Origin of the sequence: Gluconobacter kanchanaburiensis NBRC 103587 (genome assembly GCF_007988905.1) — a bacterium.
In the GTDB taxonomy this organism is placed as follows: domain Bacteria; phylum Pseudomonadota; class Alphaproteobacteria; order Acetobacterales; family Acetobacteraceae; genus Gluconobacter; species Gluconobacter kanchanaburiensis.
The window spans coordinates 55961-79295 of the sequence record NZ_BJVA01000004.1 but is presented as its reverse complement, the minus strand read 5'-3'; the positions used below and the strand labels follow the sequence as shown (position 1 = coordinate 79295).

The 23335-nt window shown below is 59.8% G+C and carries 18 protein-coding genes; 8 read left to right on the top strand and 10 right to left on the bottom strand.

The window, feature by feature from the left end:
- Window positions 1-2: 2 nt before the first annotated feature.
- From GKA01_RS04770 to GKA01_RS04755, 4 genes are all read left to right on the top strand, one after another.
- The gene (locus GKA01_RS04770) at window positions 3-929 is read left to right on the top strand and encodes a DUF58 domain-containing protein (protein ID WP_146859743.1); all 927 of its coding nucleotides are present in this window, start codon (window positions 3-5) and stop codon (window positions 927-929) included.
- Window positions 926-3688 carry a DUF4159 domain-containing protein gene (locus GKA01_RS04765; protein WP_146859741.1) on the top strand — a complete coding sequence of 921 codons (2763 nt, stop codon included), beginning with the start codon at window positions 926-928 and terminating at the stop codon, window positions 3686-3688. Before GKA01_RS04770 ends, GKA01_RS04765 begins: the two co-directional genes overlap by 4 nt.
- Window positions 3685-5724 (top strand): DUF7408 domain-containing protein, encoded by a 2040-nt coding sequence (locus GKA01_RS04760; protein ID WP_146859739.1) that lies wholly within the window; start codon window positions 3685-3687, stop codon window positions 5722-5724. The genes GKA01_RS04765 and GKA01_RS04760 overlap by 4 nt, the downstream gene beginning before the upstream one ends.
- 77 nt (window positions 5725-5801) lie before the next feature.
- Window positions 5802-6419, top strand: coding sequence for an ankyrin repeat domain-containing protein (locus tag GKA01_RS04755; RefSeq protein ID WP_146859943.1), 618 nt, complete (start codon window positions 5802-5804; stop codon window positions 6417-6419).
- 60 nt (window positions 6420-6479) lie between these two features.
- On the opposite strand, the gene GKA01_RS04750 is transcribed toward GKA01_RS04755, so the two are convergent.
- The 4 genes from GKA01_RS04750 to GKA01_RS04735 form a co-directional block, all read right to left on the bottom strand.
- Window positions 6480-7565, bottom strand: coding sequence for a site-specific DNA-methyltransferase (locus tag GKA01_RS04750; protein ID WP_146859737.1), 1086 nt, complete (start codon window positions 7563-7565; stop codon window positions 6480-6482).
- Entirely contained in the window at window positions 7562-8185 is a 624-nt protein-coding gene (locus GKA01_RS04745) for a ribonuclease HII (protein ID WP_146859735.1), read from the bottom strand. Before GKA01_RS04745 ends, GKA01_RS04750 begins: the two co-directional genes overlap by 4 nt.
- Before the next feature lie 148 nt (window positions 8186-8333).
- Window positions 8334-8981, bottom strand: coding sequence for a DUF4339 domain-containing protein (locus tag GKA01_RS04740; protein WP_146859733.1), 648 nt, complete (start codon window positions 8979-8981; stop codon window positions 8334-8336).
- 77 nt (window positions 8982-9058) lie between these two features.
- Window positions 9059-9349, bottom strand: a complete 291-nt coding sequence (locus tag GKA01_RS04735; RefSeq protein WP_146859731.1) for a CsbD family protein — start codon at window positions 9347-9349, stop codon at window positions 9059-9061.
- Between the two features lie 281 nt (window positions 9350-9630).
- On the opposite strand from GKA01_RS04735, the gene GKA01_RS04730 reads away from it, so the two are divergent.
- The 4 genes from GKA01_RS04730 to GKA01_RS04715 are packed head-to-tail and all read left to right on the top strand — an operon-like array spanning window position 9631 to window position 19062.
- Window positions 9631-10989 (top strand): efflux RND transporter periplasmic adaptor subunit, encoded by a 1359-nt coding sequence (locus GKA01_RS04730; RefSeq protein WP_146859729.1) that lies wholly within the window; start codon window positions 9631-9633, stop codon window positions 10987-10989.
- 53 nt (window positions 10990-11042) lie between these two features.
- Window positions 11043-14243, top strand: a complete 3201-nt coding sequence (locus GKA01_RS04725) for an efflux RND transporter permease subunit (protein ID WP_146859727.1) — start codon at window positions 11043-11045, stop codon at window positions 14241-14243.
- Entirely contained in the window at window positions 14240-17518 is a 3279-nt protein-coding gene (locus GKA01_RS04720; RefSeq protein WP_146859725.1) for an efflux RND transporter permease subunit, read from the top strand. The genes GKA01_RS04725 and GKA01_RS04720 overlap by 4 nt, the downstream gene beginning before the upstream one ends.
- A complete protein-coding gene (locus GKA01_RS04715; protein WP_146859723.1) occupies window positions 17518-19062 on the top strand; it encodes an efflux transporter outer membrane subunit in 1545 nt (514 codons plus the stop codon). The genes GKA01_RS04720 and GKA01_RS04715 overlap by 1 nt, the downstream gene beginning before the upstream one ends.
- Before the next feature lie 66 nt (window positions 19063-19128).
- Here GKA01_RS04715 and GKA01_RS04710 read toward each other — a convergent pair whose 3' ends face one another.
- The 6 genes from GKA01_RS04710 to rpsK form a co-directional block, all read right to left on the bottom strand.
- The gene (locus tag GKA01_RS04710; protein ID WP_007282750.1) at window positions 19129-19299 is read right to left on the bottom strand and encodes a DUF1328 domain-containing protein; all 171 of its coding nucleotides are present in this window, start codon (window positions 19297-19299) and stop codon (window positions 19129-19131) included.
- Between the two features lie 61 nt (window positions 19300-19360).
- A complete protein-coding gene (locus GKA01_RS04705) occupies window positions 19361-19585 on the bottom strand; it encodes a hypothetical protein (protein WP_146859721.1) in 225 nt (74 codons plus the stop codon).
- A gap of 104 nt (window positions 19586-19689) precedes the next feature.
- Entirely contained in the window at window positions 19690-21000 is a 1311-nt protein-coding gene (locus GKA01_RS04700) for an MFS transporter (protein WP_146859719.1), read from the bottom strand.
- 337 nt (window positions 21001-21337) lie between these two features.
- Window positions 21338-21760, bottom strand: a complete 423-nt coding sequence (gene rplQ, locus GKA01_RS04695; RefSeq protein WP_062496108.1) for a 50S ribosomal protein L17 — start codon at window positions 21758-21760, stop codon at window positions 21338-21340.
- A 27-nt stretch (window positions 21761-21787) separates the two neighbouring features.
- A complete protein-coding gene (locus GKA01_RS04690; RefSeq protein ID WP_011251942.1) occupies window positions 21788-22807 on the bottom strand; it encodes a DNA-directed RNA polymerase subunit alpha in 1020 nt (339 codons plus the stop codon).
- 132 nt (window positions 22808-22939) lie between these two features.
- Entirely contained in the window at window positions 22940-23332 is a 393-nt protein-coding gene (gene rpsK, locus GKA01_RS04685) for a 30S ribosomal protein S11 (RefSeq protein ID WP_011251943.1), read from the bottom strand.
- Window positions 23333-23335 lie beyond the last annotated feature (3 nt).

Sequence of the window (23335 nt, the reverse complement as noted above, 5' to 3'; positions counted from 1 at the left end):
CCGTGAAGAGTCCGTCCGACACGCTCCGCGGCTTTTTTCGCCGCAACCGGAAATCCGTCTCCGACGCCCCCTCCGCGCAGGCGCAGAGCCTGCCTTTGCCCGCTCTTGTTCTGGAGGCTGAAAAGATCGCCGCGAGCCTGCAGAGTGGTGCCCATGGCCGGAGGCGTTCTGGCGCCGGAGAGGATTTCTGGCAGTTCCGCCCCTATCATCCCGGAGAGCCCGCCACCTCCATCGACTGGCGACAGTCCGCACGATCGCCGGTGGAGGACATGTTCTGGGTTCGCGAACGCGAACGGGAGAACGCCCAGGCCCTGATGGTGTGGTGCGATCCGTCCCCTTCCATGCAGTGGCGGTCATCAGAAAGTCTCCCGACCAAGGCCGAACGGGCCCAGCTCTGCACACTGGCGCTCGCATCTGCCGCCCTGCGTGGCGGAGAACGGGCGGGGCTGCTGACAGGTCCCGAATCCGGACGCACTTTTGGAGGGCGGCAGGTTCTGCCCCGCCTTGCGGCCTCACTTCTCCGCCCCCCCAGCGAAGAGCCGGATTTCCCCGACATGACACGCGTCGCCGCCAAGTCAGATCTTGTGGTAATCAGCGATTTTCTCTGGGAAGAAAGCCGGATCGACGATTTTCTCAAAAACTGTTCCAGCCGTCCCGTGCGGACCCATCTGCTCTGTATTCTGGACCCCGCAGAACGACAGATGAAGAAATCCGGCCGTATCCGTTTTGAAGGCCTTGAAGGCGGCGTCCTGACGCTTCCCGCCATGGAAAGCCTCGGTCCCGCCTACGAACAGGCCATGAATACGCATCTCGCAGCCCTGAAACAGAGCGCAACGGCGCGCCATGCCGATTGCATCGTGCATGACACGTCCCAGAACCCGCTTCCGGCCTTGCTGGCGCTTCACATGGCGCTCGGAGGGAGCCGATGATCCTTCTGGCTCCCGTCCTGCTTCTGGGTCTTCTGGCGTTGCCGGCTTTGTGGTGGCTGGTGCGCGCAACACCTCCATCCCCGCAGGAACAGACGTTCCCATCCCTGCTTATTCTCAACCGGCTGACCTCCCGGCGCGAGGATGCGGCTCGCTCACCGCTCTGGCTTCTGATCCTGCGCGTGCTCGCGGTCGCGCTTGTCGTTTTCGGACTGGCGCGCCCTGTCCTGACGCCACGCCAGACTGCCACCGACGCCGGTCCTCTGACACTCGTTCTCGATGATGGGTGGGCTTCGATTCCTCACTGGAACGAGCGGATTGCAGCTGCCCTGGCACTGGGCGAGACCACACTTCGCAATGGTCAGAGTGTCACACTTCTGCACACGGCCCGCTCACCGGATGGTGCGATGCCCGAAGCATTCACGACGCATGACACGCACGCCCTTTCCGAACATCTGGCGCGCCTGCGCCCTCAGCCCTGGCCGACCGACCGGCAGGCTCTCGCAGCCCTGCTGCGCCCCATGGATCTTTCGAACCAGCGGGTCACAATCCTTTCGGACGGACTTGCGACCGACGGAGACGACATTCTGCGACAGACGCTCGGAAAGGCCCGTTCGATTCAGGATATGCGCTGGAACGCCTGCGACCTCCTGCGACTGGCTGCGTCCACCGGTCAGGACGGTACGCTTCGGGCAAAGGTTGACACCCTTCCCTGTCCGACACGGACCCTGACGCTTCATGCCGCGAATGCCAATGGGGGCACACTCGCGGCCTTCCCGATCCGGACAGGTCAGGAACAGACCATTTCCCTGCCGCCGCTTCTGCGGAACCAGCTGGACCATCTTACCCTTGATGGAACCACCGGCCCTGCCGCCGTCCATCTGATGGGACAGGCGGATCGTCGCCGTCCTGTGGGTCTTCTTCAGACGCCTGGCGATACAACACCGCTCGTCGGTTCCGCCTTCTTTCTGAACCGTGCCCTGCAACCCATTGCGGATCTGCGAAGCGGTGATGCCACAGCCCTGCTAGGCAGCCCCCTTTCCGTCCTGATCGCTACGGATGGCGCACTCTCCGGCGACCAGACCCGCAAAAAGGTCCTAGACTGGGTTCGCCATGGCGGAATGCTCATCCGTTTTGCCGGTCCCGGACTCGCCGCGGATCAGAGCCCGGATTTCGAAAAGCAGTCGGACTCCACATCGGATGCGCTTCTTCCGGTCCACCTCATGAGTGGCATGCGTCAACTTGGCGGTCCGATGTCATGGGGCAAGCCGCAGACGCTGGCGCCTTTCCCGGAAACCTCCCCATTTTCAGACCTTGCAATTCCATCAGACGTAACTGTCACCCGGCAGGTTCTGGCCAAACCCGAAACCGGTCTGGCCGATCATGTCTGGGCAGCCCTTGGAGATGGAACGCCCCTCGTCACGGCCCGCGCGGAAGGAAACGGCGAGATCGTCCTGTTTCACGTCACGGCCTCGCCGGACTGGTCGAATGTTCCCCTGTCCGGGCTGTTCCCCGACATGCTCGAACGCCTGATAGAACGTTCAGCCGGCGTTGCCGGAGGCAGTCCTTCGGAACTGGCGCCCTGGCGTATTCTCGGTAGCGACGGCGGTCTCGTCATGCCGCCTCAGGCTGCGCGGTCCATCCGGGCGTCCGATCTGGGACATGTTCCTGTTTCCGTCAGTCATCCTGCCGGCCTCTATGGCCCGGCGCGTGGAACGCATGCTTTAAACCTGTCCGATTCAGCCGCTCCATTGAAAGAGGAAATTCTCCTCGGAACCCGCGTCTCGCCAGAGGGCGCACAGGCGGACAGACCGCTTGGGCCTGCGCTGATGACCGCGGGTCTGCTGTTGCTTCTACTCGATCTGCTTCTGTCCCTGAGACGACGCGGACTTCTGGGGGTATTGAGCGTGGTCTGCCTGCTGGCGTTTCCTGCCGCACAAGCTCAGGCTCCGAGCCAGATGCCTCCTTTGCCCGCAACAGTTCCACAGGCAGCTCTGGAAACGCGGCTGGCCTATGTGGTTACCGGTCATGATGACGTCGATTCTATTTCCCGTGAAGGGCTTCAGGGCCTGTCCGATTTCACGACCGCGCGCAGTTCCGCAACGCTCGGTCATCCTGACGGTGTCATACCCGGAAAGGATGATCTGGCTTTCTACCCGCTGCTCTACTGGCCAATCACACCGGATGCCCAGCCGGATGCAGAGCGTACGAAAGCCCTCAACGCCTTTATGGAGCACGGCGGCATTCTCCTGATCGACGAACAGGGAGCGGGAACAGACACGGATGCCGGAACGAGTTCCGCAGCCCGTGCCGCCCTGCAACGCGTGACCGACGGTCTCATCGTCCCTCCCCTTGCAAAACTGACCGACAAACACGTCCTTGCCCGTACCTTCTACCTGCTGCACAGCGGTTTTCCCGGCCGCGTTTCAGGACAGCCAGTCTATGTGGCCCGCAATGGCGACGAAGCGAATGACGATGTCAGCCCTGTCATCATCGGCAACGGAGACTGGGCGCATGCCTGGGCCGTGGATTCCTCGGGCAATCATCCTTTCGCCGTCATTCCCGGCGGCGAAGACCAGCGCACACAGGCCTATCGTTTCGGCATGAACATGGTGCTTTATGCCCTGACCGGCAATTACAAGAACGATCAGGCCCAGTACCCGGAAATGCTCCGACGCCTTGGCAATCCCAGTACCGACAGCACTGGTGCAGGCGTCTCCCCCCCGGGTTCCGACAGCGTTGACGAGGAGGACGCACCATGATGTTCGACCTTGCTCCCATGCTGCCCGTCTGGCTTCTGGGTACTCTGGCGATCCTGACCGTTACCGGAACGGTTTACGGCATGGCACGCGGCGCACGCGGCATGCTCTGGCGCGCGCTCGCCGTTCTGGCTCTTCTGGGATGGCTCTCAGGCCCAAGAGCAGTCCATCCTGTCCTGCGCCCGGTGCCTCAGGATGCCCTGCTTGTTGTGGACCGCTCCGCATCCATGCAGGTCGGACAGCGGACCGCCATCGCCGACCGTGTGGCCGATCAGGTCATGCATGACGCGGGGCGCCTTCCGGGTCTGACCCTGCATCGTGTAGACGTGCCGGGAGGTACCGGACATGGAACACGCCTGTTCGAAGCTCTGGATCATGCCGACCTGCCACAGGGCCGCTTTGCCGGCGCCATCGTCATAACCGACGGTATGGATCATGACGTCCCTGGCCACCTTCCTGCCCGTTTTCTTGGCGCAAACGGGCAAACGCTGCCGCTGCATCTTCTGCTGACCGGCCATGGTGAGGAGCAAGATCGCCGCCTGCGAATCCTGAGCACACCGCCTTATGCCATCGTAGGACAGACCGTCACCATCCGCGTTCAGGTTGACGATCTTGGATCTTCCACCGCAACCGACGCGATTCTTACGATCCGCTCCGGCGACGCGCCTTCGCAGACGCGCTCTATCCGCACAGGCACCCCACAGGACATCACCCTTCCCGTCCAGCATCCTGGCGAGACGCTTGTCGGCCTTTCCGTCTCCCCCCTAAACGGGGAAGCATCCCTCGAAAACAATAGTGACGTCGTCCGCATCAGGGGCGTTCGCGACCGTCTGCGGGTTCTGCTGGTGTCTGGCGTTCCCAATCAGGGTGAGCGGGTATGGCGCCGGCTGCTGAAGGCCGATCCATCGGTGGATCTGGTCCACTTCACCATCCTGCGCTCCCCCAACACCGACGATGACACGCCCCTTTCGGACCTGGCCCTCATACCGTTCCCCATCCGTGAACTGTTTCAGGAAAAGATCCGCAGCTTCGATCTCATCATTCTGGATGGCTTCCGCAACAGCAACATTCTGCCAGACGAATACATGAACAACATGGCCGAATACGTCCGCAATGGCGGCGGCCTTCTGGTGACCGCCGGTCCTGAATTCACGCAGGACGGCACCTTGCAGGATACGAGTCTGGCGCAGATTCTCCCGGCACATGTCGCAACGGACGGCGTGGTCACACGCCCGTTCCGGCCGTCCCTGACCGATCTTGGCAGAACCCATCCCGTTACGGCCGGCCTTACTCCTGACTGGGGCCCTTGGTATCGCGCCCTTCATCCGGACCAGTCCCACGGCGAAGACCTGATGCACGGCCCCGACGGATCTCCACTGCTGCTGCTCGACCGGGTGGGACGTGGACGCGTGGCCATGCTGCTCTCCGACCAGCTCTGGCTCTGGTCACGCGGCGAAGGCGGCGGCGGCCCGCAGGCCGAACTTCTGCGCCGTCTTTCGCACTGGCTGATGAAGGAGCCTGATCTCGAGGAAAACCGTCTGACCGCCCGGATCGAAAATGGCCAACTGGAGGTCGAGCGTCATGCCGCTGGCCAGACCGTGTCGGCAGAAGCGTTCGTGACCGCGCCCGACGGACATCGCCAACCGCTGGCGCTAAGCCAGACCAATGGTGTCTGGCATGGCAGCATGGCGGCCACCCAGTCCGGAATCTGGAGCGTGCGTCAGGACGGCCTCGTGGCATTTGCCAGCCCTGTCTCCCATGATCCTACGGAACGTCAGGATCTGCGCGCCACGGCAACCGTCATGGGTGGTCTGGCTCGGCAGTCCGGAGGAAGCGTCGCGTGGGTCGGCGATCGCACACCCGATCTGCGTCAGGTCTCCAGAGGCACCGCCATGACCGGAACAGACTGGATGGGTCTTCCGGTGAGCACGGCTGCGGTAGCGGGTGAAACGCGCAGCCGGGATCTTGTTCCGGCATGGGCCGCGCTGCTTGCTGCCCTGATTTTTCTTGCAATCGGCTGGTGGCGGGAAGGGCATTGAAAAAATGTCATGATACGGGGGATGCAGGTGTCATCTGCAGACTCGCGCAGGACGAACGATCACAGTATATTGGTCCCATGCGATTGCTCCCCACCCTGCCCCGCCTGCTGTTCATCGCCGCTCTGGCCATGACGCCGACGATCCTCGTACCGTGGCATCACGCCCAGGCTCAGGATGCCGACGACGCCGAGGCGGAACAGGAAGCCGAGGCAGCCCAGAAGAAATCGGAAGCCCGCAAGGCCGCACAGCGGGCCGCCCCCCCTTCCGCTCTGCCCGGTGCGGAATCGGGAGACGACGATTCCGGCCATGCTCGTACCGACGTGAATCCCACGACCGCGCTTTTCGACGCAATCAATCGCGGATCGATCAACGCCGCCAAGGAAGCCCTCAACCGGGGCGCCGACATGAATGCCCACAATGTTCTGGATCAATCGCCGCTCGATATGGCAATTGACCTGAACCGCAAGGACATCATGTTCCTGCTGCTGTCTATGCGCACTTACAACCCGGATGGCAGGATCGAGAACAGTGTGTCCGATCAGGGTATCGAAATGAAAAACGGTAGCGGCCACCTGACGATCGGCGGAAAATCCGTCACACCGAAACGCTCTCTCATGGCGGCATCCCCGCATTTCGATACCAGCGGTGGAAAAGCCGACCCATCTGTCGGCTTCCTCGGTTTCGCGGGGCACTGACGCCTTGCCTTTTCCGGGAGCACCCTCTTCAAAGCCGGAGCATAGTTGCTCCGGCTTTTTTCAGCCGACGTTACGCAGCGCCTGACTTTCCTGACGCAACACATCGATCTGAACGAACTGGGCACCTCGCTCGAAATACCAGAACGTCCAGCCATTGCACGACGGCGCTCCGGTCAGCGTTGCCCCCAGTTTGTGGATCGAGCCACGCTGATTGCCAGAAACAAGCGTTCCGTCCGGCGTCACCGTCGCTTTCAGTCGCTTCGCCCTGTCATACAGCACGGTTCCAGCCGGAAGCACGCCCGTTTCGACGAAACTTCCGAACGGAATGCGCGGCATTTCCCGCTTGGCCGGGGTCGTCGCCAGCTGTTCGGATGTCAACCGTTCCTCACGAGCCACACGCTCGCGGGCAGCCTTGACGTAATCAGGATGGCGTTCAATCGCGATATAATGGCGGCCCAGACGCTTGGCCATCGCCGGTGTGGTGCCACTGCCGCAGAAGGGATCGAGGACCACGTCGTTTGCATTGGTTGAGGCGACCAGAACACGGTGCAGCAGGCTTTCCGGCTTCTGGGTCGGATGCAGCTTCAGACCATGTTCGTTCTTCAGACGCTCATTGCCCGTGCAGAGCGGCAGGTACCAGTCCGAGCGCATCTGAAGGTCATCGTTCAGGGCCTTCATGGCCTGATAGTTGAACCGATATTTGCTCTGCGGACCACGCGCGGCCCAGATCAGCGTCTCATGCGCGTTTGTAAAGCGCCGTCCACGGAAGTTGGGCATCGGGTTGGATTTACGCCAGACGATGTCATTGAGGATCCAGAATCCCAGATCCTGCATAATCGCGCCCAGACGGAAGACGTTGTGATACGATCCGATAACCCAGATCGTTCCATCCTTATGCAGGATCCGGCGCGCTTCACTGAGCCATTCGCGTGTAAAATTATCGTAGGTCGCGTAATCCGCGAACTTGTCCCAGTCGTCATCCACGCCGTCCACAACGGTCTCATCCGGACGGCGCAGCTCACCACGCAACTGGAGATTATACGGTGGGTCGGCGAAAATGCAGTCCACGCTCCCATCGGGCAGCGTCTTCATCGTCTCGATGCATTCTCCACGCAGGATCTGGTCGACGGGAAATTCACCGCTCATGCTGCGTGTACCTCTGCTTCAATCATGTTTCGTATCGGCGCAAAACCGCGCCTGTGATGGGGTGTCACCCCCCGGAGCTTCAAACCCTGCATATGTGCCGCCGTACCGTAACCGGCATTGCGCTCCCAGCCATAGGCATCGTGACGTATGGCAAGACGCGCCATCAGGCGGTCCCGTGTTACTTTCGCAATGATGGAAGCGGCAGCGATAGACAGGCTGATCCCGTCGCCACCGATCACCATCTTGATAGGACAAGGCAGTTTCGGAGCATGTTTGCCGTCCACCAGGGCAAGGTCCGGGATCTGGCCGAGCCGGGAAAGCGCCCGCCGCATGGCCAGATAGCAGGCTTGGGCGATGTTGATCTGTTCGATTTCCAGAACAGAGGCCGCACCGATGCCGATCAAGGCCTGTTCGTCGGCCATCAAGGCATCATAGGCGAGCATCCGGCGCCGGGCCGTCAGTTTCTTGGAATCATCAAGGAGGGCAGACAGAGTGTCAGACGGCCGGACCTTAAAAGCCACGGCAGACGCCACGACCGGCCCCGCCAGAGGACCCCGCCCCACTTCGTCGATCCCGACGACGAGCCCCCCATGGGCAGCTTCCAGGGCGTAATCCGGCATTCCTGAGCATTCCTCCGACAGATCACCGCAAAATCAGGTGACCGAATCGGTTTTGAATCATGGCGACTCGAAAGGGAAGCCCAAAAATGCGCTTATCAGAAGTTTAGTCTGTCAAGTGTTGTTCCGCGGACTCTCCGCCGGCGGGTAGTCAAAGGTTTTCCTGCTCGTCTTCCTGCCCGTTCACCTGCGGCTTCGACGATGCCGGAGGCGTGACCTGCGGGTGGCTCTGTTCCTGTCTCGCCTGAATCTCGCTTTCTATCTGCGGGAGCTGGTAGATCCTTTCCGTCACATTGACGGCAAATAAAACGAGACTGACAAGGAGAAGAGAAAGTCCACGCCCGACCACCTGACGGCGTCTCCAGAAATATCCAGGCAAAAACAGCCACCACCAGAATCCTGGAGGCTTCTGCCCGTTTTCACGAATGGAATTACGATCCAGCGTGAAGGCCGTAAAAAACAGGACCAGCGACATAAGCGCGACAATGGAAACCGTCCCGGCACGCGCATCATCAGGAATGCCCCGCCAGTCGAGGATCAGCAGCGTAAGGCGCTGGATCAGCCACGGACCGGCAAGCAGAACCCACGCCCATTGCTCTGAAATGCCTGATGACAGACGCAGAAGCCCGGTCAGTGGCGACACAAGCCCGGCGGCATTGGCGGGGCGCCATACATCACCAAATTCGGGCGTCCAGACGAGCGTATCCGGCCTGATACGCTGTTGCATGATCAGGCGCAGGATTTCTTCACGCGATACCGGACCAGCCTGACATCCGTTATTCTCGTAAAACCATTCCATGCAAAAAAGCCTCCCGGATAACTCCGGAAGGCTTCTAGCACAAAGACAGTCCGGCGGTCGAAGGACCTCTGGGTCTGTCAGGAGCTTTTACGGCCGAACACCAGACCGCCAACGAGGATGCCAACCACCGTGGCAATAACGAGCGAGATAAGCGGTCGGTCCTGCACGAAGGCAGTTGCGGCTTCGAGCTTCGTCTCACCTTCATCGTAAAGATCAGCGAAGTTCTGCTGGGCCATGCCGGAAAGCTGGTCAAACTTGCCTTCAGCCTGCAGTTTCGCGTCGCCAGTCAGACCACCGATGCCATCCTTGACCTTGCCCTTGACGTCATCCAGCACGCCTTCGACCTTGGTTTCAGTTGTGTCAGCCATGTTATTCTCCTCTGTCCCGATAAATCCGTATCTGCAATCAAACGCATCACAGGGGTTTCAGGTTCCAGTCCGATATGATCCCGCCACAGAAAAGAGACAAGCCCTCCGGAACGGTAACGAAATGTATCGTGTTGGCTCATTTTGGTTTCGAGGCTCAAAACTGAACAGGATTTAAGGTCCCGTCATGGCAGGTCAGGCCGTCCTGCCGTATAAGTCGGAAAACACATAGCATCGGCGCCCGAGAGCACTGCCCTCCGGTATACGGGAAAGACAGAACGACCATGGATCAGCAGACGGCCGGCTCCAGCGACCGCCTTACGAACAGCACCGCCCAGTCCGCTCCGCCGCCCGCTACACCGCGCGCGCGCTCCCGTCGCCGCTGGATCCTGTGGATCCTGATTGTCGTCGTTGCTCTTCTGATTCTGTTCGCCATTTTCCGCCCTCACGGCGCGTCCCACAAACATGCTCGTGGCGGCAACATGGCGGATAGCAATGTTCAGCCTGTTGCGGTCGCCACCGCCCATACGGGAGACATGCCGGTCATCTTTCAGGAAATCGGCACCGTCGTCCCTGTCACGAACGTAACGATCACGCCGCGGGTCAGCGGGCATATCGCTGCAGTCTATTATCAGGAAGGCCAGCACGCCCACAAAGGCGATGAACTGGAGCTGATTGATCCCCGTCCCTACGAAGCCACGCTCGCCCAGTACCGCGGAACCCTGGCTGCCGATATGGCTCAGCTTGAAAAAGCACGCGTGGACAACGCCCGTTACCAGCGCCTGATCAAACAGAATTCGACATCCGCCATGACGGCCCGCGATCAGGAGTTCACTGTCCAGCAACTTGAAGGTCAGGTGGAGTTCGATCGCGCCAACGTTCATAACGCCGAACTCAACGTCATGTACTGTCATATCATCGCGCCCGTCGACGGACGTGTCGGTATCCGCGTACTTGACGTCGGCAACTACGTGACAGCGGGCCAGTCGGGTGGGCTGACGATCCTGACGCAGATGCAGCCCATCTCCGTGATTTTCACCGTCCCGCAGAACCAGCTTGCCGAGGTCGCGACACATCTGCGTGAGTCTGGCGAGCTAACGGTTGAAGCCTGGGACAGCGACAATACACACAAAATCGCCACGGGGACCGTCAAGGCCCTCGACAGCCAGATCGACACGTCCACGGGAACGGTCCGGATGCGTGGCATTTTCGCCAATGAAGACGAACACCTTTTCCCGAACCAGTTCGTTAATCCGCACCTGCTCGTCACAACGCTCCACAACGCCCTGCTCATTCCGGGAAACGCGTTACAGACCGGTCCGGACGGACGCTTCGTCTATCGCGTCAAGCCTGACATGACAGTGGAAGTCGTTCCTGTCACGGTGGGCACGACAGACAGTACGAACGCCGTCATCCAGAAAGGCCTGAATCCTGGTGACCGCGTCGTAACCGACGGGGTGAGCCATCTGCGCCCCGGCCAGAAGGTTTCCATTCCCGACACATCTTCGGCAGCAAAGCAGACCTCGGACGCCGAGCAGCAGACCGCCGGTCAGCACCGCCGCCACCACAACGGACAGCAGAGTTCGGACGCCCCTCAGAAAGGCAACGATCCGTCCTCGCCCGCCGATACCGGCACTCACTGACCGTCATCCAGACCAGCAAGACCAGAACAGCAAGATTAGGGAACAGCAAGACCGTGAATCCGTCCCGCCTGTTCATCGAGCGCCCGGTTGCCACCAGCCTTCTGATGTTCGCCATCCTGCTGAGCGGTCTGCTCGGCTATCATTTTCTGGCCGTCTCGGCCCTACCGCAGGTCGAATACCCGACAATCACGGTCTCGACATTCTATCCGGGCGCTGGCCCGGACGTGATGAGCACGTCCGTCACCGCTCCTCTGGAAACACAACTGGGCCAGATGGCCGGACTGGACCAGATGACGTCACAGTCCTCGGGCGGGGCCTCAGTCGTGACCCTGCGCTTCGGGCTCGACATGTCGATGGACGTGGCGGAACAGGAAGTCCAGGCGGCGATCAACAACGCCACCTCCCTCCTCCCCAGCGATCTGCCCGCGCCCCCGATCTACGCGAAGGTCAATCCGGCGGACACCCCAGTCTTGACGCTCGGTATTACATCAAAAACGCTGCCGCTTCCCGAGGTCGAAGACTACGTCAATACGCGACTTGAGCAGAAAATCAGCCAGATTTCCGGCGTCGGTCTCGTCACCCTGTCGGGCGGCAACCGCAAGGCGTACCGAATTCAGGTCAATATCCCGAAACTGACCTCTTACGGCATCGCGATCGACACGCTGCGCACCATCATCAGCACGGTCAACGTCAATTCCCCGACCGGTACGTTCGACGGCCCCAAGCGCTCCACGTCCCTGCGCATCGACGGTCAGATCCAGTCCGTCGAACAGCTCATGAATCAGGTGATCGCGTATCAGAACAACGGTCCGATCCGCGTGCGCGACATTGCGACGGTGGTTGAAGGGGCGGAAAACGCACAGCTCGCCGCCTGGTCCAACCGCACGCCCGCGTTGATCCTGAACGTGCAGCGTCAGCCTGGCGCGAACGTCATCGGCGTCGTGGACAACGTCCTGCGCGTCCTTCCACAGCTCAAGCTCGACCTGCCGCCCGGCATCGACGTGACGCCGCTGACCGACCGCACCACGACGATCCGTGCCTCGGTCAATGACGTGGAATACGAACTGGCCCTCGCCATGCTGCTGGTCGTGGGCGTGATCTTCGTGTTCCTGCGGAACGTTCCGGCGACGATTATTCCCAGCCTCTCCGTTCCGCTATCGCTGATTGGCACTCTAGCGGCGATGTATCTGCTGGGCTTCTCGCTCGACAATCTGTCGCTGATGTCCCTGACCATCGCGACCGGCTTCGTGGTCGATGACGCCATCGTGGTGATCGAAAACATCGCGCGTTATGTTGAGGCCGGTGAAGACCGCTACAGCGCAGCGCTCAAGGGTGCAGGCGAAATCGGCTTCACCATCATCTCGCTGACGGTCTCGCTGATCGCCGTGCTGATCCCGCTGCTGTTCATGAAGGACGTCGTCGGGCGTCTGTTCCATGAATTCGCGATGACACTTTCCATCACTATCATCATTTCCGCCGTCGTCGCCCTGACGCTGGTGCCGATGATGTGCGCCCGACTGCTGTCCGACACGCATGCGCCGTCCGCGAAGAACACGGTCTGGAGCCGCCTGTCCAACAGCACCGAACGCGGCATCAATGCGTTGATCGCGGGGTATGGCCGCTGGCTCGATGTGGTGCTGCGCTTCCGTGTCACGACCCTTCTGGTCACGCTCGGTACGATCGTCCTGACGGGCGTGCTAGCCTGGACCATTCCCAAGGGCTTTTTCCCGACACAGGATACCGGCGTCATCCAAGGCATTTCCGTGATGTCGCAAGCGATTTCCTTCGAAGGCATGAAAGATCGTCAGGCCGCCCTTGGAAACGTAATCCTCAAGGATCCGGACGTCGCCAGCATCTCGTCCTTCGTCGGCATCGACGGCCAGAACATGACGCTGAATGTCGGCCGCTTCCTGATCAACCTCAAGCCGCGTGAACAACGGACGAGCGACCTTCAGACGATCCTGCGCCGCCTGTCGTCCGTCGGGCAGCAGGTGACCGGTGCCGAACTCTATGTTCAGCCGATCCAGGATCTGTCGCTGGATTCCTCAATTTCCGCCACGCAGTACCAGTTCATGCTGGAAAACCCGGATTACGATACCTTCAAGACCTGGGTACCGAAATTCGTGGACGCGCTGCGCAAGGAGCCGTCCCTAACCGATGTCACGTCCGATCTTCAGGCCGAGGGACTGGTCGCCCAGCTTTCGCTCGACCGTCCGACCGGCGCGCGATACTCCATCACGCCGCAGACGATCGACAATCTTCTGTATGACAGCTACGGCCAGCGTCAGATCACCACGATCTACACGCAGTCCAACCAGTACCGCGTCATTCTAGAAGCCGATCCGAAACTTCAGACCGATCTGACATCCCTGAGCCAGCTTTACCTGCCGGGTATTTCCTCCGAAGCCGGTGCCAGCACATCCGGCCCGACCCGACAGCCGACATCCGGTCTCGTACCGCTGTCGCAGGTAACTACGATCACCCACGCGCTTTCTCCCCTGCTGATCAGCCATTACGGGCAGTTCCCCGCCACGACCGTCTCGTTCAACGTGGCCAATGGCTATTCGCTGGGCACCGCGACCAACGCGATCGAACGCGTGGAAAGGCAAATCGGCCTGCCGCCCGAGTTCCAGACTGCCTTCCAGGGCACGGCCGCGGCCTTCCGCTCGTCACTGTCGAACGAGGTCTGGCTAGTCATGGCGGCTGTGATCGCAGTCTATATCGTGCTGGGCATTCTCTATGAGAGCTATATCCACCCGATCACAATCCTCTCCACCCTGCCTTCCGCCGCCATCGGTGCGCTGATCGGTCTCTATCTGTTCGGGATGGATCTCGACATCATGGGCATCATCGGCATCGTATTGCTGATCGGTATCGTGAAGAAGAACGCGATCATGATGATCGACTTCGCGCTCGAAGCCGAACGTCTGGAAGGCCATACACCGCTTGAGTCCATCAAGCGCGCCGCCCTGCTTCGCTTCCGTCCGATCCTGATGACCACGCTGGCCGCCCTGTTCGGCGCCCTACCCCTGCTGCTTGGCACGGGTGTCGGTTCCGAACTGCGCCGGCCGCTGGGTGTGGCCATCGTCTTCGGCCTGATGATGTCTCAGCTCCTGACCCTGTTCACCACGCCCGTCATCTATCTGTTTATGGATGAACTCGGCACGAAGACCCGTGCCTTCATCAAGCGCCACCGCGGCAGCACGCCATCGACATCACGTCAGCCCTCTCCATCACAGACAGGCGCTCCGTGAATCTGGTCCGCCTCTTCGTTCTGAGGCCTGTCGGTACGACGCTGCTGGCCATCGCACTCGTGATCGGCGGCATCATGGGGTATTTCACCCTGCCGGTCGCCGATCTGCCCGACGTGGATTTCCCGGTCATCATGGTGACCGCGAACCAGCCCGGCGGCTCCCCCTCCGAAATCGCAAGCACGATTGCCGGCCCCCTGGAGCGGCATCTGGGCGCGATTTCCGGCGTAACCGAAATGACGTCGGAATCCACGGTCAACCAGACGCGCATCACGCTGCAGTTCGACCTGTCGCGGAACATCAATGGCGCGGCACGCGACGTGGAAGCAGCGTTGCAGGGTGCGCGGCAAGATCTGCCCACGACCCTGCGCAGCAATCCGACTTATATGATGGCCAATTCGAACGGCCCTCCGATCCTTGCGCTCACCCTGTCATCCGGCACGCGAACCCCGCAGGAACTTTACGACTTCGCCAGCAATATCCTGATCCCCCAGCTCAGCCAGATCCAGGGCGTGGGCGATGTAGAGATCCGGGGCGCGTCGCTGCCGGCGGTACGCGTCGAAATCAATCCGTTACGGCTATTCCGCTATGGCGTCGGATTTGAAGATCTGCGCGCTGCCCTAGCTTCCGCCAATGCTCACACGCCGAAGGGATTTCTGGACGCGAATGGCGAGCGTCTGATGCTCTCCACCAACGATCAGGCAACGAAGGCTGAAGAATACCGCGACCTGATCATTGCCTACCGCAACAACCAGCCCATCCGCCTGACAGATGTCGCGGACGTCAATGACAGCGTGGAAGATCTCCGTCAGGCAGGCTACCTCAACGGTAATCGCGCCATCATGTGCACCGTGTTCTCGCAAGCGGGAGCAAATGTCATCAAAACCATCGATGGCATTCGCAGCCGTCTCCCCGTGCTCCAGTCCGCACTGCCGGGCAACACGAACATTTCGATTCTGATCGACCGCTCCAAGACCATCCGGGCTTCGCTCGACGATACCAAACAGACGCTCGTCATTGCCGTCGTACTCGTCGTAGCCGTGGTCCTGCTATTCCTGCGCAGCCTATCCGCCATCATGATCCCGGCCATCGTCGTTCCGGTCTCAATCGTGGGAACCTTCGGCGCCATGTCCCTGATGGGATATCAACTCGACAACATGTCGCTGATGGCCCTGACGATCTCGACAGGCTTCGTGGTCGACGATGCCATCGTGGTTCTGGAAAATATCGCCCGCTACATGGAGATGGGTTACGGTCGTCAGGAGGCAGCAATCCGGGGGACGACAGAAGTCGCCTTTACGGTCGTGTCGATCACCGTTTCCCTAATCGTAGTCTTTGCCCCGATCATGCTAATGGGTGGTATCGCGGGACGTCTGTTCCACGAATTCGCGATGACGATGGTCATCACGCTGTGCATCTCGCTGGTTCTGTCCCTGACGCTAACCCCCATGATCAGTGCTCAGCTCCTGACACACACGGACGACAGCGGCCCGGGTCTATGGAAAAAAGCCGGGCGTTTTCTGGAACGTACGATCAGCAGCGTCACGACAGGATATGGAAAATCGCTGGACTGGGCACTGGGACACCAATTCCTGATCGCCATGTCTCTCCCCGCCACGCTAGTTCTCGCAGGTGTGCTGTATGTGAAGATGCCGAAAGGCTTCTTCCCGTCCGAGGACACCGGGCAGATCATGGGGCGCGTGGTAGCCGACCAGTCGATTTCGTTTCAGTCTCTTCAGAAAATCGTGGTGAGAGCGATGAAAACCGTGGCGTCGGACAGAGATGTCGCAGGCGTTATGGGAGGCGTGGGAGGACGGTCCGCCAATTCCGCCAACATGTTCGTCGCCCTCAAGCCGAAGTCCGAGCGCAGCGACGATCTGGCCACCACCATCCAGCGTCTGACCCGCAGGTTCTCCAACGTTCCCGGCGCACAGCTTCGTCTCATGGCACCGGGCAGTGTCCGCATGGGCGCACGACCCGGTGACGCGGCCTATCAGTATTCACTGGAGGCTCCCTCCGCCGAAGAACTGTTCGAGTGGACACCGAAGATCGTTGCAGCGCTGTCAAAGCTACCGGAGCTTATGGATGTCACCTCGAACGTTGAGCAGGGCGGACAGGGCATCAATATCGCCATCAACCGCGACACCGAGGCGCGCTACTCCGTTACGCCCCAGCTCATTTCCAACACGCTCTATGATGCGTTCGGGCAACGTGCCGCATCCATCATCTATGGAAGTCTCAACCAGTACCGCGTCGTCATGGAGGCCGCTCCCCGTTTCTGGCAGGATCCGTCGATGCTGGATCAGATGTGGGTTAGCATCTCCGGCGGAACTGCCGCGGGCGGCACGGCGTCGAACAACATCCGCGCCCGCGCCACCACCGCTGTCACCGCCCTGTCCCAGAGCGAACAGTCCTATCAGAACTCCGTAGCGAATGCGCTTGCCGGCGGAAAATCGGCATCAAGTGGTTCGGCGGTTGCCACGAATATGGCGACCATGGTTCCGCTCTCAGTCGTCTCCCGTCAGCGCAATACCAACACCGCCCTGACGGTCAGCCATGACGGCCAGTCCGTCGCCACGACCATTTCCTTCAACCTTGCTCCCGGCGTCTCCCTCGGACCGGCCGTTGATGCGGTACAGGCCGCGATGGTAAAGCTGCATGCTCCTGCGGACATTCACGGCGGATTTGCCGGCAACGCGGCCGCGTTCCAGAAATCGGTCGGCAGCGAAGCCCTGCTGATCCTCGCAGCACTCGCAGCAGTCTATATCGTGCTGGGCATTCTGTATGAAAGCCTGATCCATCCCCTGACGATCCTTTCGACGCTGCCTTCCGCAGGCGTCGGCGCTATTCTCGCCCTCCAGGTCTGCGGAGAAGAGTTTTCGCTGATGGCGATGATCGGCGTCATCCTGCTGATCGGCATCGTCAAGAAAAATGCCATCATGCTGATCGACTTCGCTCTGGTGGCGCAGCGCGAGGGCCTGTCGGCCGTCGAGGCCATCCGGCAGGCCAGCCATCTGCGTTTCCGCCCGATCCTCATGACGTCCCTTGCCGCTGCTTTCGGTGCCGTACCGCTCATCATTGGGAATGGTTACGGCTGCGAACTCCGCCGCCCTCTCGGGATCGCCATCCTCGGCGGTCTCGTGGTCAGCCAGCTTCTAACGCTCTACAGCACGCCCGTCATTTTCCTGTATCTCGACAGGTTCGGACGCGCCATGGGCCGTCTGCGAGCCCATATCGCGTCCTTTTTCCATCTCTCAGCCCGGGGAACACAGTCCTGATGCCCGCCCTCCGTAAGTCCACCCTGCGCAATGCCCTGCTGGGGGCGGTAACCCTTCCTTTCCTGAGCGGCTGCATCGGCGGCATGGTCGGGCCGAACTATCATCGCCCCAAAGCCATCATCTCCCAGACGTTCAAGGAGGCCCCCCCGCCACCGGGCTGGCAGAAGGCTGCCCCCGATCTCGCAAAAATGCCCAAGGGAGACTGGTGGACGATCTTCAACGATCCGGTCCTCAACGAACTGGAAGAGCGCGTGGCCACATCGAACCAGAGCCTGAAAGAATACGAGGCGCAGTACCGCAAGGCTGCGGCCACGATCGACTCGATCCGCGCCCAGCTCTTCCCGACGCTGAGCGGCAAGTTCAGCTTCAACCGCAACTCGCAAGGCAGCAGCACCTCGAATGCCAGCAACGGCATTCCATACACGTCCAGCCAGTCCTACACCTCCAACACATGGACGACTGGCCCCTCCGCAAGCTGGACCGTCGACGTCTGGGGCATGATCCGCCGTCAGGTACAGCAGCAGGTCGCAGCCACACAGGCGGACGCGGCTTTGGTAGCAAACATGCGTCTGTCCTATCAGCTTCAGCTCGCACAGGATTATTTCGAGCTGCGTTATCAGGACAGCCTGATCGAGCTTTATGCCCGCAACGTCGATCTTTATCGTCATAATCTGGAAATTCTTCAGAACCAGCTTGATGCTGGCGTTGCTGACCCGACGAACGTGCTTCAGGCACGCTATCTTCTTCAGTCGACGCAGGCGAACCTGGCTAACGCACACATTGCCCGAGCCCAGTACGAACATGCCATCGCAGCCCTCACCGGGCGCGCTCCTTCGGAGCTGACTCTCGCGTCCTCTCCCCTCCCCGCGACCATTCCCGCGGCCCCCGTCGCAGTACCCTCCATGCTTCTCCAGCGCCGCCCCGATGTGGCGCAGGCAGAGCGAAACATGGAAGCATACAATGCTGAGATCGGATATGAGATCGGCGCATTCTTCCCTCAGGTCACTCTCTCGGCCTCCTACGGATATAGCGGAAATCCTCTTGAACAACTGATCCAGACAGCGACGCGTACCTGGAGCCTGGGAGCGGCTGCGACCGAAACCATTTTCGAGGGAGGCTCGCGTTCTGCCGCGGTCCGTAGCGCCGAAGCGGATTACGACAACGCCGTTGCCACTTACAGACAAACGGTCCTGACGGCTCTTCAGGATACCGAGGACCAGATGTCAGGTCTTCGGTACCTCGATCAGCAGCTGACCTTACAGAATCAAGCCGTGAAAACGGCTCAGCAGGCCGTTCAGGTCTCGATGAATGAATATCTTGCAGGAACACAGATCTATACAACAGTAATCACGGCCGAACAGAACGCCCTGCAATATCAGGAAACCCAGCTTAATGTCCGGCAGCAGCAATTCCTCGCAGAAGTGAAACTGCTCACCGATCTCGGTGGGGGCTGGAGCGCAGATGAACTTCCAAGCAAGGGCTCGCTTCAGACGGATAACCCGCTGCTCCCCTCCTTCATCCAGAGGGACAAGAACGGAAATTGATGCAAAGAAAAAAGGGCGGGGCCATCGGCACCCGCCCTTTCCACATCTTCTCTGTAGAAATTTTTTTTACAAAGCATGAAGTCCGGCCACCCCTGCGAGAATGGCAAGCACTGCGAGTACCAGAAAGATAATAAAGAACAGCTTTGCGATGCCAGCTGTAGCCGCCGAAATACCGGAAAAACCGAAAACACCGGCGATGATGGAAATGATGAAGAAAACAATTGCGTAGTGCAACATGACACAGGATCCTCGCCCAAGAGTTCGTGGTCATGTCGTAACGTGAAGACCGCGTGGAAGTTTAATTTCCCCGAAAAAGACGTTTTCCAAAAAAAAGACCGCCCAGAAACGCGATCCCAAGCCATAGCAATGGCTGATCCACCATCAGATCGCTAACGAGAGCATCCGTTTCTCTTGCAGCGTGCGAAATCTTCTTCCGCGCGTTCTGCCCTGTCATACAGCATCCTTCTGTGTCCTGAAGGCGCTGCACGTGGGGATCAAGATAGGGTGCAAGATCGGCATCCATGGGAGGTTTCTCCTTGATATGACACTGCTGAAAAGAGAAAGGGCGGCCCGATACCGGACCGCCCTGCTCTCTTACACCTTCGTGGCGATGAAGGGACGTTACAATCAGTGCCCGACTGCCTGTGCGTTCTCATTGCGAGCCGCCGCGTCCTCGCTGTATCGGCGCGCTTCCGGAGAAATGGTCAGAGCCATCGTCATTCCCGCGGAGGCAAGATAGATCACGGCAAAAGTCCAGATCACATACTGCATCCCCGGCCCGAAAACAGCTTCACAGCCTGCAACAACGGCCGGTCCAACCCATGTGGACGCACCGGCGCCAAGACCAAGAATGGATAGGGCGGCGGCTTTCTCGCGCGGACAGATCTGCGGCATCAGGCCGGAGAGCGGAACGAACGCTGCCACTGTCGCACCGTAGAAAATTCCCGCAGCCGCCACGGCCCAGAAATTTCCCGGAAACCAGAGCGGCACATAGTAGAACAGCGGAATTGCGACAAACCCACCGATCCCACCAAATACGGCAACCACAAACCGATGGCCAAGCGTATCCGCGACCATACCCGATACCAGGTTGAAGAGGATGTTGCTCAGGAAGATCAGCGAAAGAAGGTTCAGCCACTGCCCAAGAGAAAAGCCGAGATGGTCCACAAAGAATGCGGGCATGATCGCCAGAAAGGCATACTCGGACGACGTATCGATGACCCGGACAATACCTGCGATAAGCGTCTTGGGCTCACGCCACATGATGCTCATCGAGCCGAAGAAAATATCCTTGGTCGGAACATGATCCGGAAGAAGGCGCTTCTTGCCAGTCGGTTCATGAGTGAACAACAGGGCCACGAGACCACCGATAATCACCAGTCCCAGCGAACACCAGAAGGTCCGTAATTCGCCGATCTGGGGAATGGCAAACCGGGCGAACTGTGAGCCAAGGGTCGGAAGGCCAGCCGAAAAGGAAAACCAGAACCAGCCCGCCGCAGAGCCCAACATCGCCGTCGGAGTAGCTGCCGCGATCCAGACAAGAAAACCATACGCAAAAAGCGGATAGGCGAACCCACGCAACGTATAGAACAGAAGGATCATTGGTCCGCTGTTCGGCCCCAGTCCAAGAGCGAGAAATCCTACTTCCAGGATGCTCCACAGAATAAGACCGAGCCACATGACTTTCTTCGGTCCCATGAGATCAGACAGAGGCCCGGAAAACCAGGCGGCGATCATCACGGTGATACCGTAAAACGTGAACATCTCATTCACGAAACCCTGCGTATGACCATGATGAAGCATGTAGGTATCGAGATACCCTGCCTCCACGCCATCGCCGACCATGAACAGGAGCTGTCCTACAAACGCCCAGAACAGAGCTCTGGGAATGCCGAGAGTTTCCGCAAGTCCGTGTTTCGCGGGAGAAGATTCGGACATTATAACGCTCTCCAAAACGCTGGACGCATCACGAACCTACCCGGACCTCATTGTCTGGATACATATTCGATGCGTCGTGGCAGGCCCTACGAGAGTGCTCGGGCCTGTTTCTCAGAATTGTGCAGCCCCCCGCGAAGAACGGCGAAACGTTCTCCAAATGAGCGGTGACCGCTCCCGTGAGGAAACGGAATTTCACGCTGCCCCGACAAAGGACAGGAATGGGTCTGCAAAGAGTGAGGAGTCAATATCACACAACATCGTGGTAAAGAAACCACGAATCAAAAAAGGCCGGGACATTCCTGTCCCGGCCTCTCTCAATGCTTCAAAAACAAGAGCCTCAGGCGGCTTCCTGTTCCTCGGCCACGTTCTGCTTCGGCCCGCTGTCCTGGCCCTTTGCAGCGACATCGCGATCGATCAGTTCGATCACGGCCATATCGGCATTATCGCCATAACGCACGCCAGCCTTCAGAACACGGGAGTAGCCACCGGCACGTCCTTTGTAACGCTCGGCCACAGCCGAGAACAGCTTGGTCACGACAGCATCGTCACGCAGCTGTGCAAAAGCCTGACGGCGGGCGTGCAGATCGCCACGCTTGCCGAGCGTGATCAGCTTTTCGACGACCGGGCGAAGTTCTTTCGCCTTCGGGAGCGTCGTCGTGATCTGCTCGTGCTTGATGAGAGCCACGGCCATGTTGCGGAACATGGCAGCGCGGTGAGAAGAGGTGACATTGAGCTTACGCCCACTCACACCATGACGCATTGCTAGTTTTCCTTACCTTGAAAGTTCTCAGAACGTCTCGTCGAGACGCTTGGCCAGATCCTCGATGTTCTCTGGCGGCCAGGCCGGGACGCTCATGCCGAGCGACAGCCCCATACCGGTGAGAACTTCCTTGATCTCGTTGAGCGACTTACGCCCGAAATTAGGCGTACGGAGCATTTCCTGTTCGGACTTCTGCACCAGATCGCCAATATAAACAATGTTGTCGTTCTTGAGGCAGTTGGCGCTACGCACCGAGAGCTCAAGTTCGTCAACCTTGCGAAGAAGATTACGATTGAACGGCAGGTCATCCTGCGGTTCTTCATGCTGGACCGGACGCGGCTCATCAAAGTTGATGAACAGCTGCAGCTGGTCCTGAAGAATCCGGGCTGCAAGAGCCAGGCTGTCTTCCGGCGTCACCGCACCATTGGTCTCGACCGTCAGGAGCAGCTTGTCATAGTCAGTGACCTGACCGACACGCGTCTGCTCGATCTTGTACGAGACGCGACGAACGGGCGAATAAATGGCATCGATCGGGATCAGACCGATCGGAGCGTCTTCCGGACGGTTTGCTGCGGCAGCAACGTAGCCCTTGCCCATGTTCACCGTGAACTCCATGCCGAGCTTTACGCCGTCATCGAGCGTGCAGATCACCAGATCAGGATTCATGATCTCGATGTCGTGCCCTGCCTGGATCTGCCCGGCCGTCACTTCACCTGGGCCTGTAGCCGTCAGGATCATGCGCTTGGGGCCTTCACCATGCATCCGCAGCGCAAGCTGCTTGACGTTCAGGACGATGTCCGTAACGTCTTCGCGAACACCCGGCACGGCGGAGAACTCGTGCAGCACACCATCAATCTGGATGGCGGTCACAGCAGCGCCCTGCAGCGACGACAGAAGGATACGACGCAGGGCGTTACCGAGCGTCATGCCGAAGCCGCGTTCCAGAGGCTCGGCCACGACAGTGGCAATGCGCGAGGCAACCGGTCCGGGCTCGACTTCAAGCTTCTCCGGCTTGATGAGGGACTGCCAGTTTTTCTGGAGAACCAAGGTCGTGGCCTTTCAAACAACGAAGCACGCCAAGAAAAATTGGCGGCATCCGGGCCCGCACCAGAGGTGCGGCAAAAGATGCAATCACTTAAAGATACTGCGTGTCGCCAGCGACACGCAGTAAAGCATCACTCAGACGCGACGACGCTTCCGGGGACGGCAGCCATTGTGCGGCACAGGCGTCATGTCGCGGATGGACGTAATGTTGAACCCTACGGCCTGAAGGGCACGAAGCGCGCTTTCACGCCCCGAACCCGGGCCGGAAACCTCGATCTCAAGCGTTTCCATGCCATGCTCGCGTGCCTTGCGGCCGGCATCTTCGGCAGCAACCTGAGCAGCATACGGCGTGGACTTACGGGAGCCTTTAAAGCCCTGCGCACCCGACGACGACCAGGCAATCGCGTTACCCTGGGCATCAGAAATGGTGATCATGGTGTTGTTGAACGTTGAAAGCACGTGAGCAACACCGGAAATGATATTCTTGCGTTCCTTCTTGCGGATACGCGGAGCAGCGGCCTTGGCCATGAG

Bases quoted from the DNA above. Each gene is read 5' to 3' on its own strand.
- GKA01_RS04705 (WP_146859721.1), bottom strand. From the start codon at position 19,585: ATGGATGCCGATCTTGCACCCTATCTTGATCCCCACGTGCAGCGCCTT.
- rpsK (WP_011251943.1), bottom strand. From the start codon at position 23,332: ATGGCCAAGGCCGCTGCTCCGCGTATCCGCAAGAAGGAACGCAAGAAT.
- GKA01_RS04715 (WP_146859723.1), top strand. From the start codon at position 17,518: ATGCCCGCCCTCCGTAAGTCCACCCTGCGCAATGCCCTGCTGGGGGCG.
- GKA01_RS04740 (WP_146859733.1), bottom strand. From the start codon at position 8,981: ATGGAATGGTTTTACGAGAATAACGGATGTCAGGCTGGTCCGGTATCG.
- GKA01_RS04735 (WP_146859731.1), bottom strand. From the start codon at position 9,349: ATGGCTGACACAACTGAAACCAAGGTCGAAGGCGTGCTGGATGACGTC.
- GKA01_RS04765 (WP_146859741.1), top strand. From the start codon at position 926: ATGATCCTTCTGGCTCCCGTCCTGCTTCTGGGTCTTCTGGCGTTGCCG.
- GKA01_RS04700 (WP_146859719.1), bottom strand. From the start codon at position 21,000: ATGTCCGAATCTTCTCCCGCGAAACACGGACTTGCGGAAACTCTCGGC.
- GKA01_RS04745 (WP_146859735.1), bottom strand. From the start codon at position 8,185: ATGCCGGATTACGCCCTGGAAGCTGCCCATGGGGGGCTCGTCGTCGGG.
- GKA01_RS04710 (WP_007282750.1), bottom strand. From the start codon at position 19,299: ATGTTGCACTACGCAATTGTTTTCTTCATCATTTCCATCATCGCCGGT.
- GKA01_RS04755 (WP_146859943.1), top strand. From the start codon at position 5,802: ATGCGATTGCTCCCCACCCTGCCCCGCCTGCTGTTCATCGCCGCTCTG.
- GKA01_RS04730 (WP_146859729.1), top strand. From the start codon at position 9,631: ATGGATCAGCAGACGGCCGGCTCCAGCGACCGCCTTACGAACAGCACC.
- GKA01_RS04750 (WP_146859737.1), bottom strand. From the start codon at position 7,565: ATGAGCGGTGAATTTCCCGTCGACCAGATCCTGCGTGGAGAATGCATC.
- rplQ (WP_062496108.1), bottom strand. From the start codon at position 21,760: ATGCGTCATGGTGTGAGTGGGCGTAAGCTCAATGTCACCTCTTCTCAC.
- GKA01_RS04760 (WP_146859739.1), top strand. From the start codon at position 3,685: ATGATGTTCGACCTTGCTCCCATGCTGCCCGTCTGGCTTCTGGGTACT.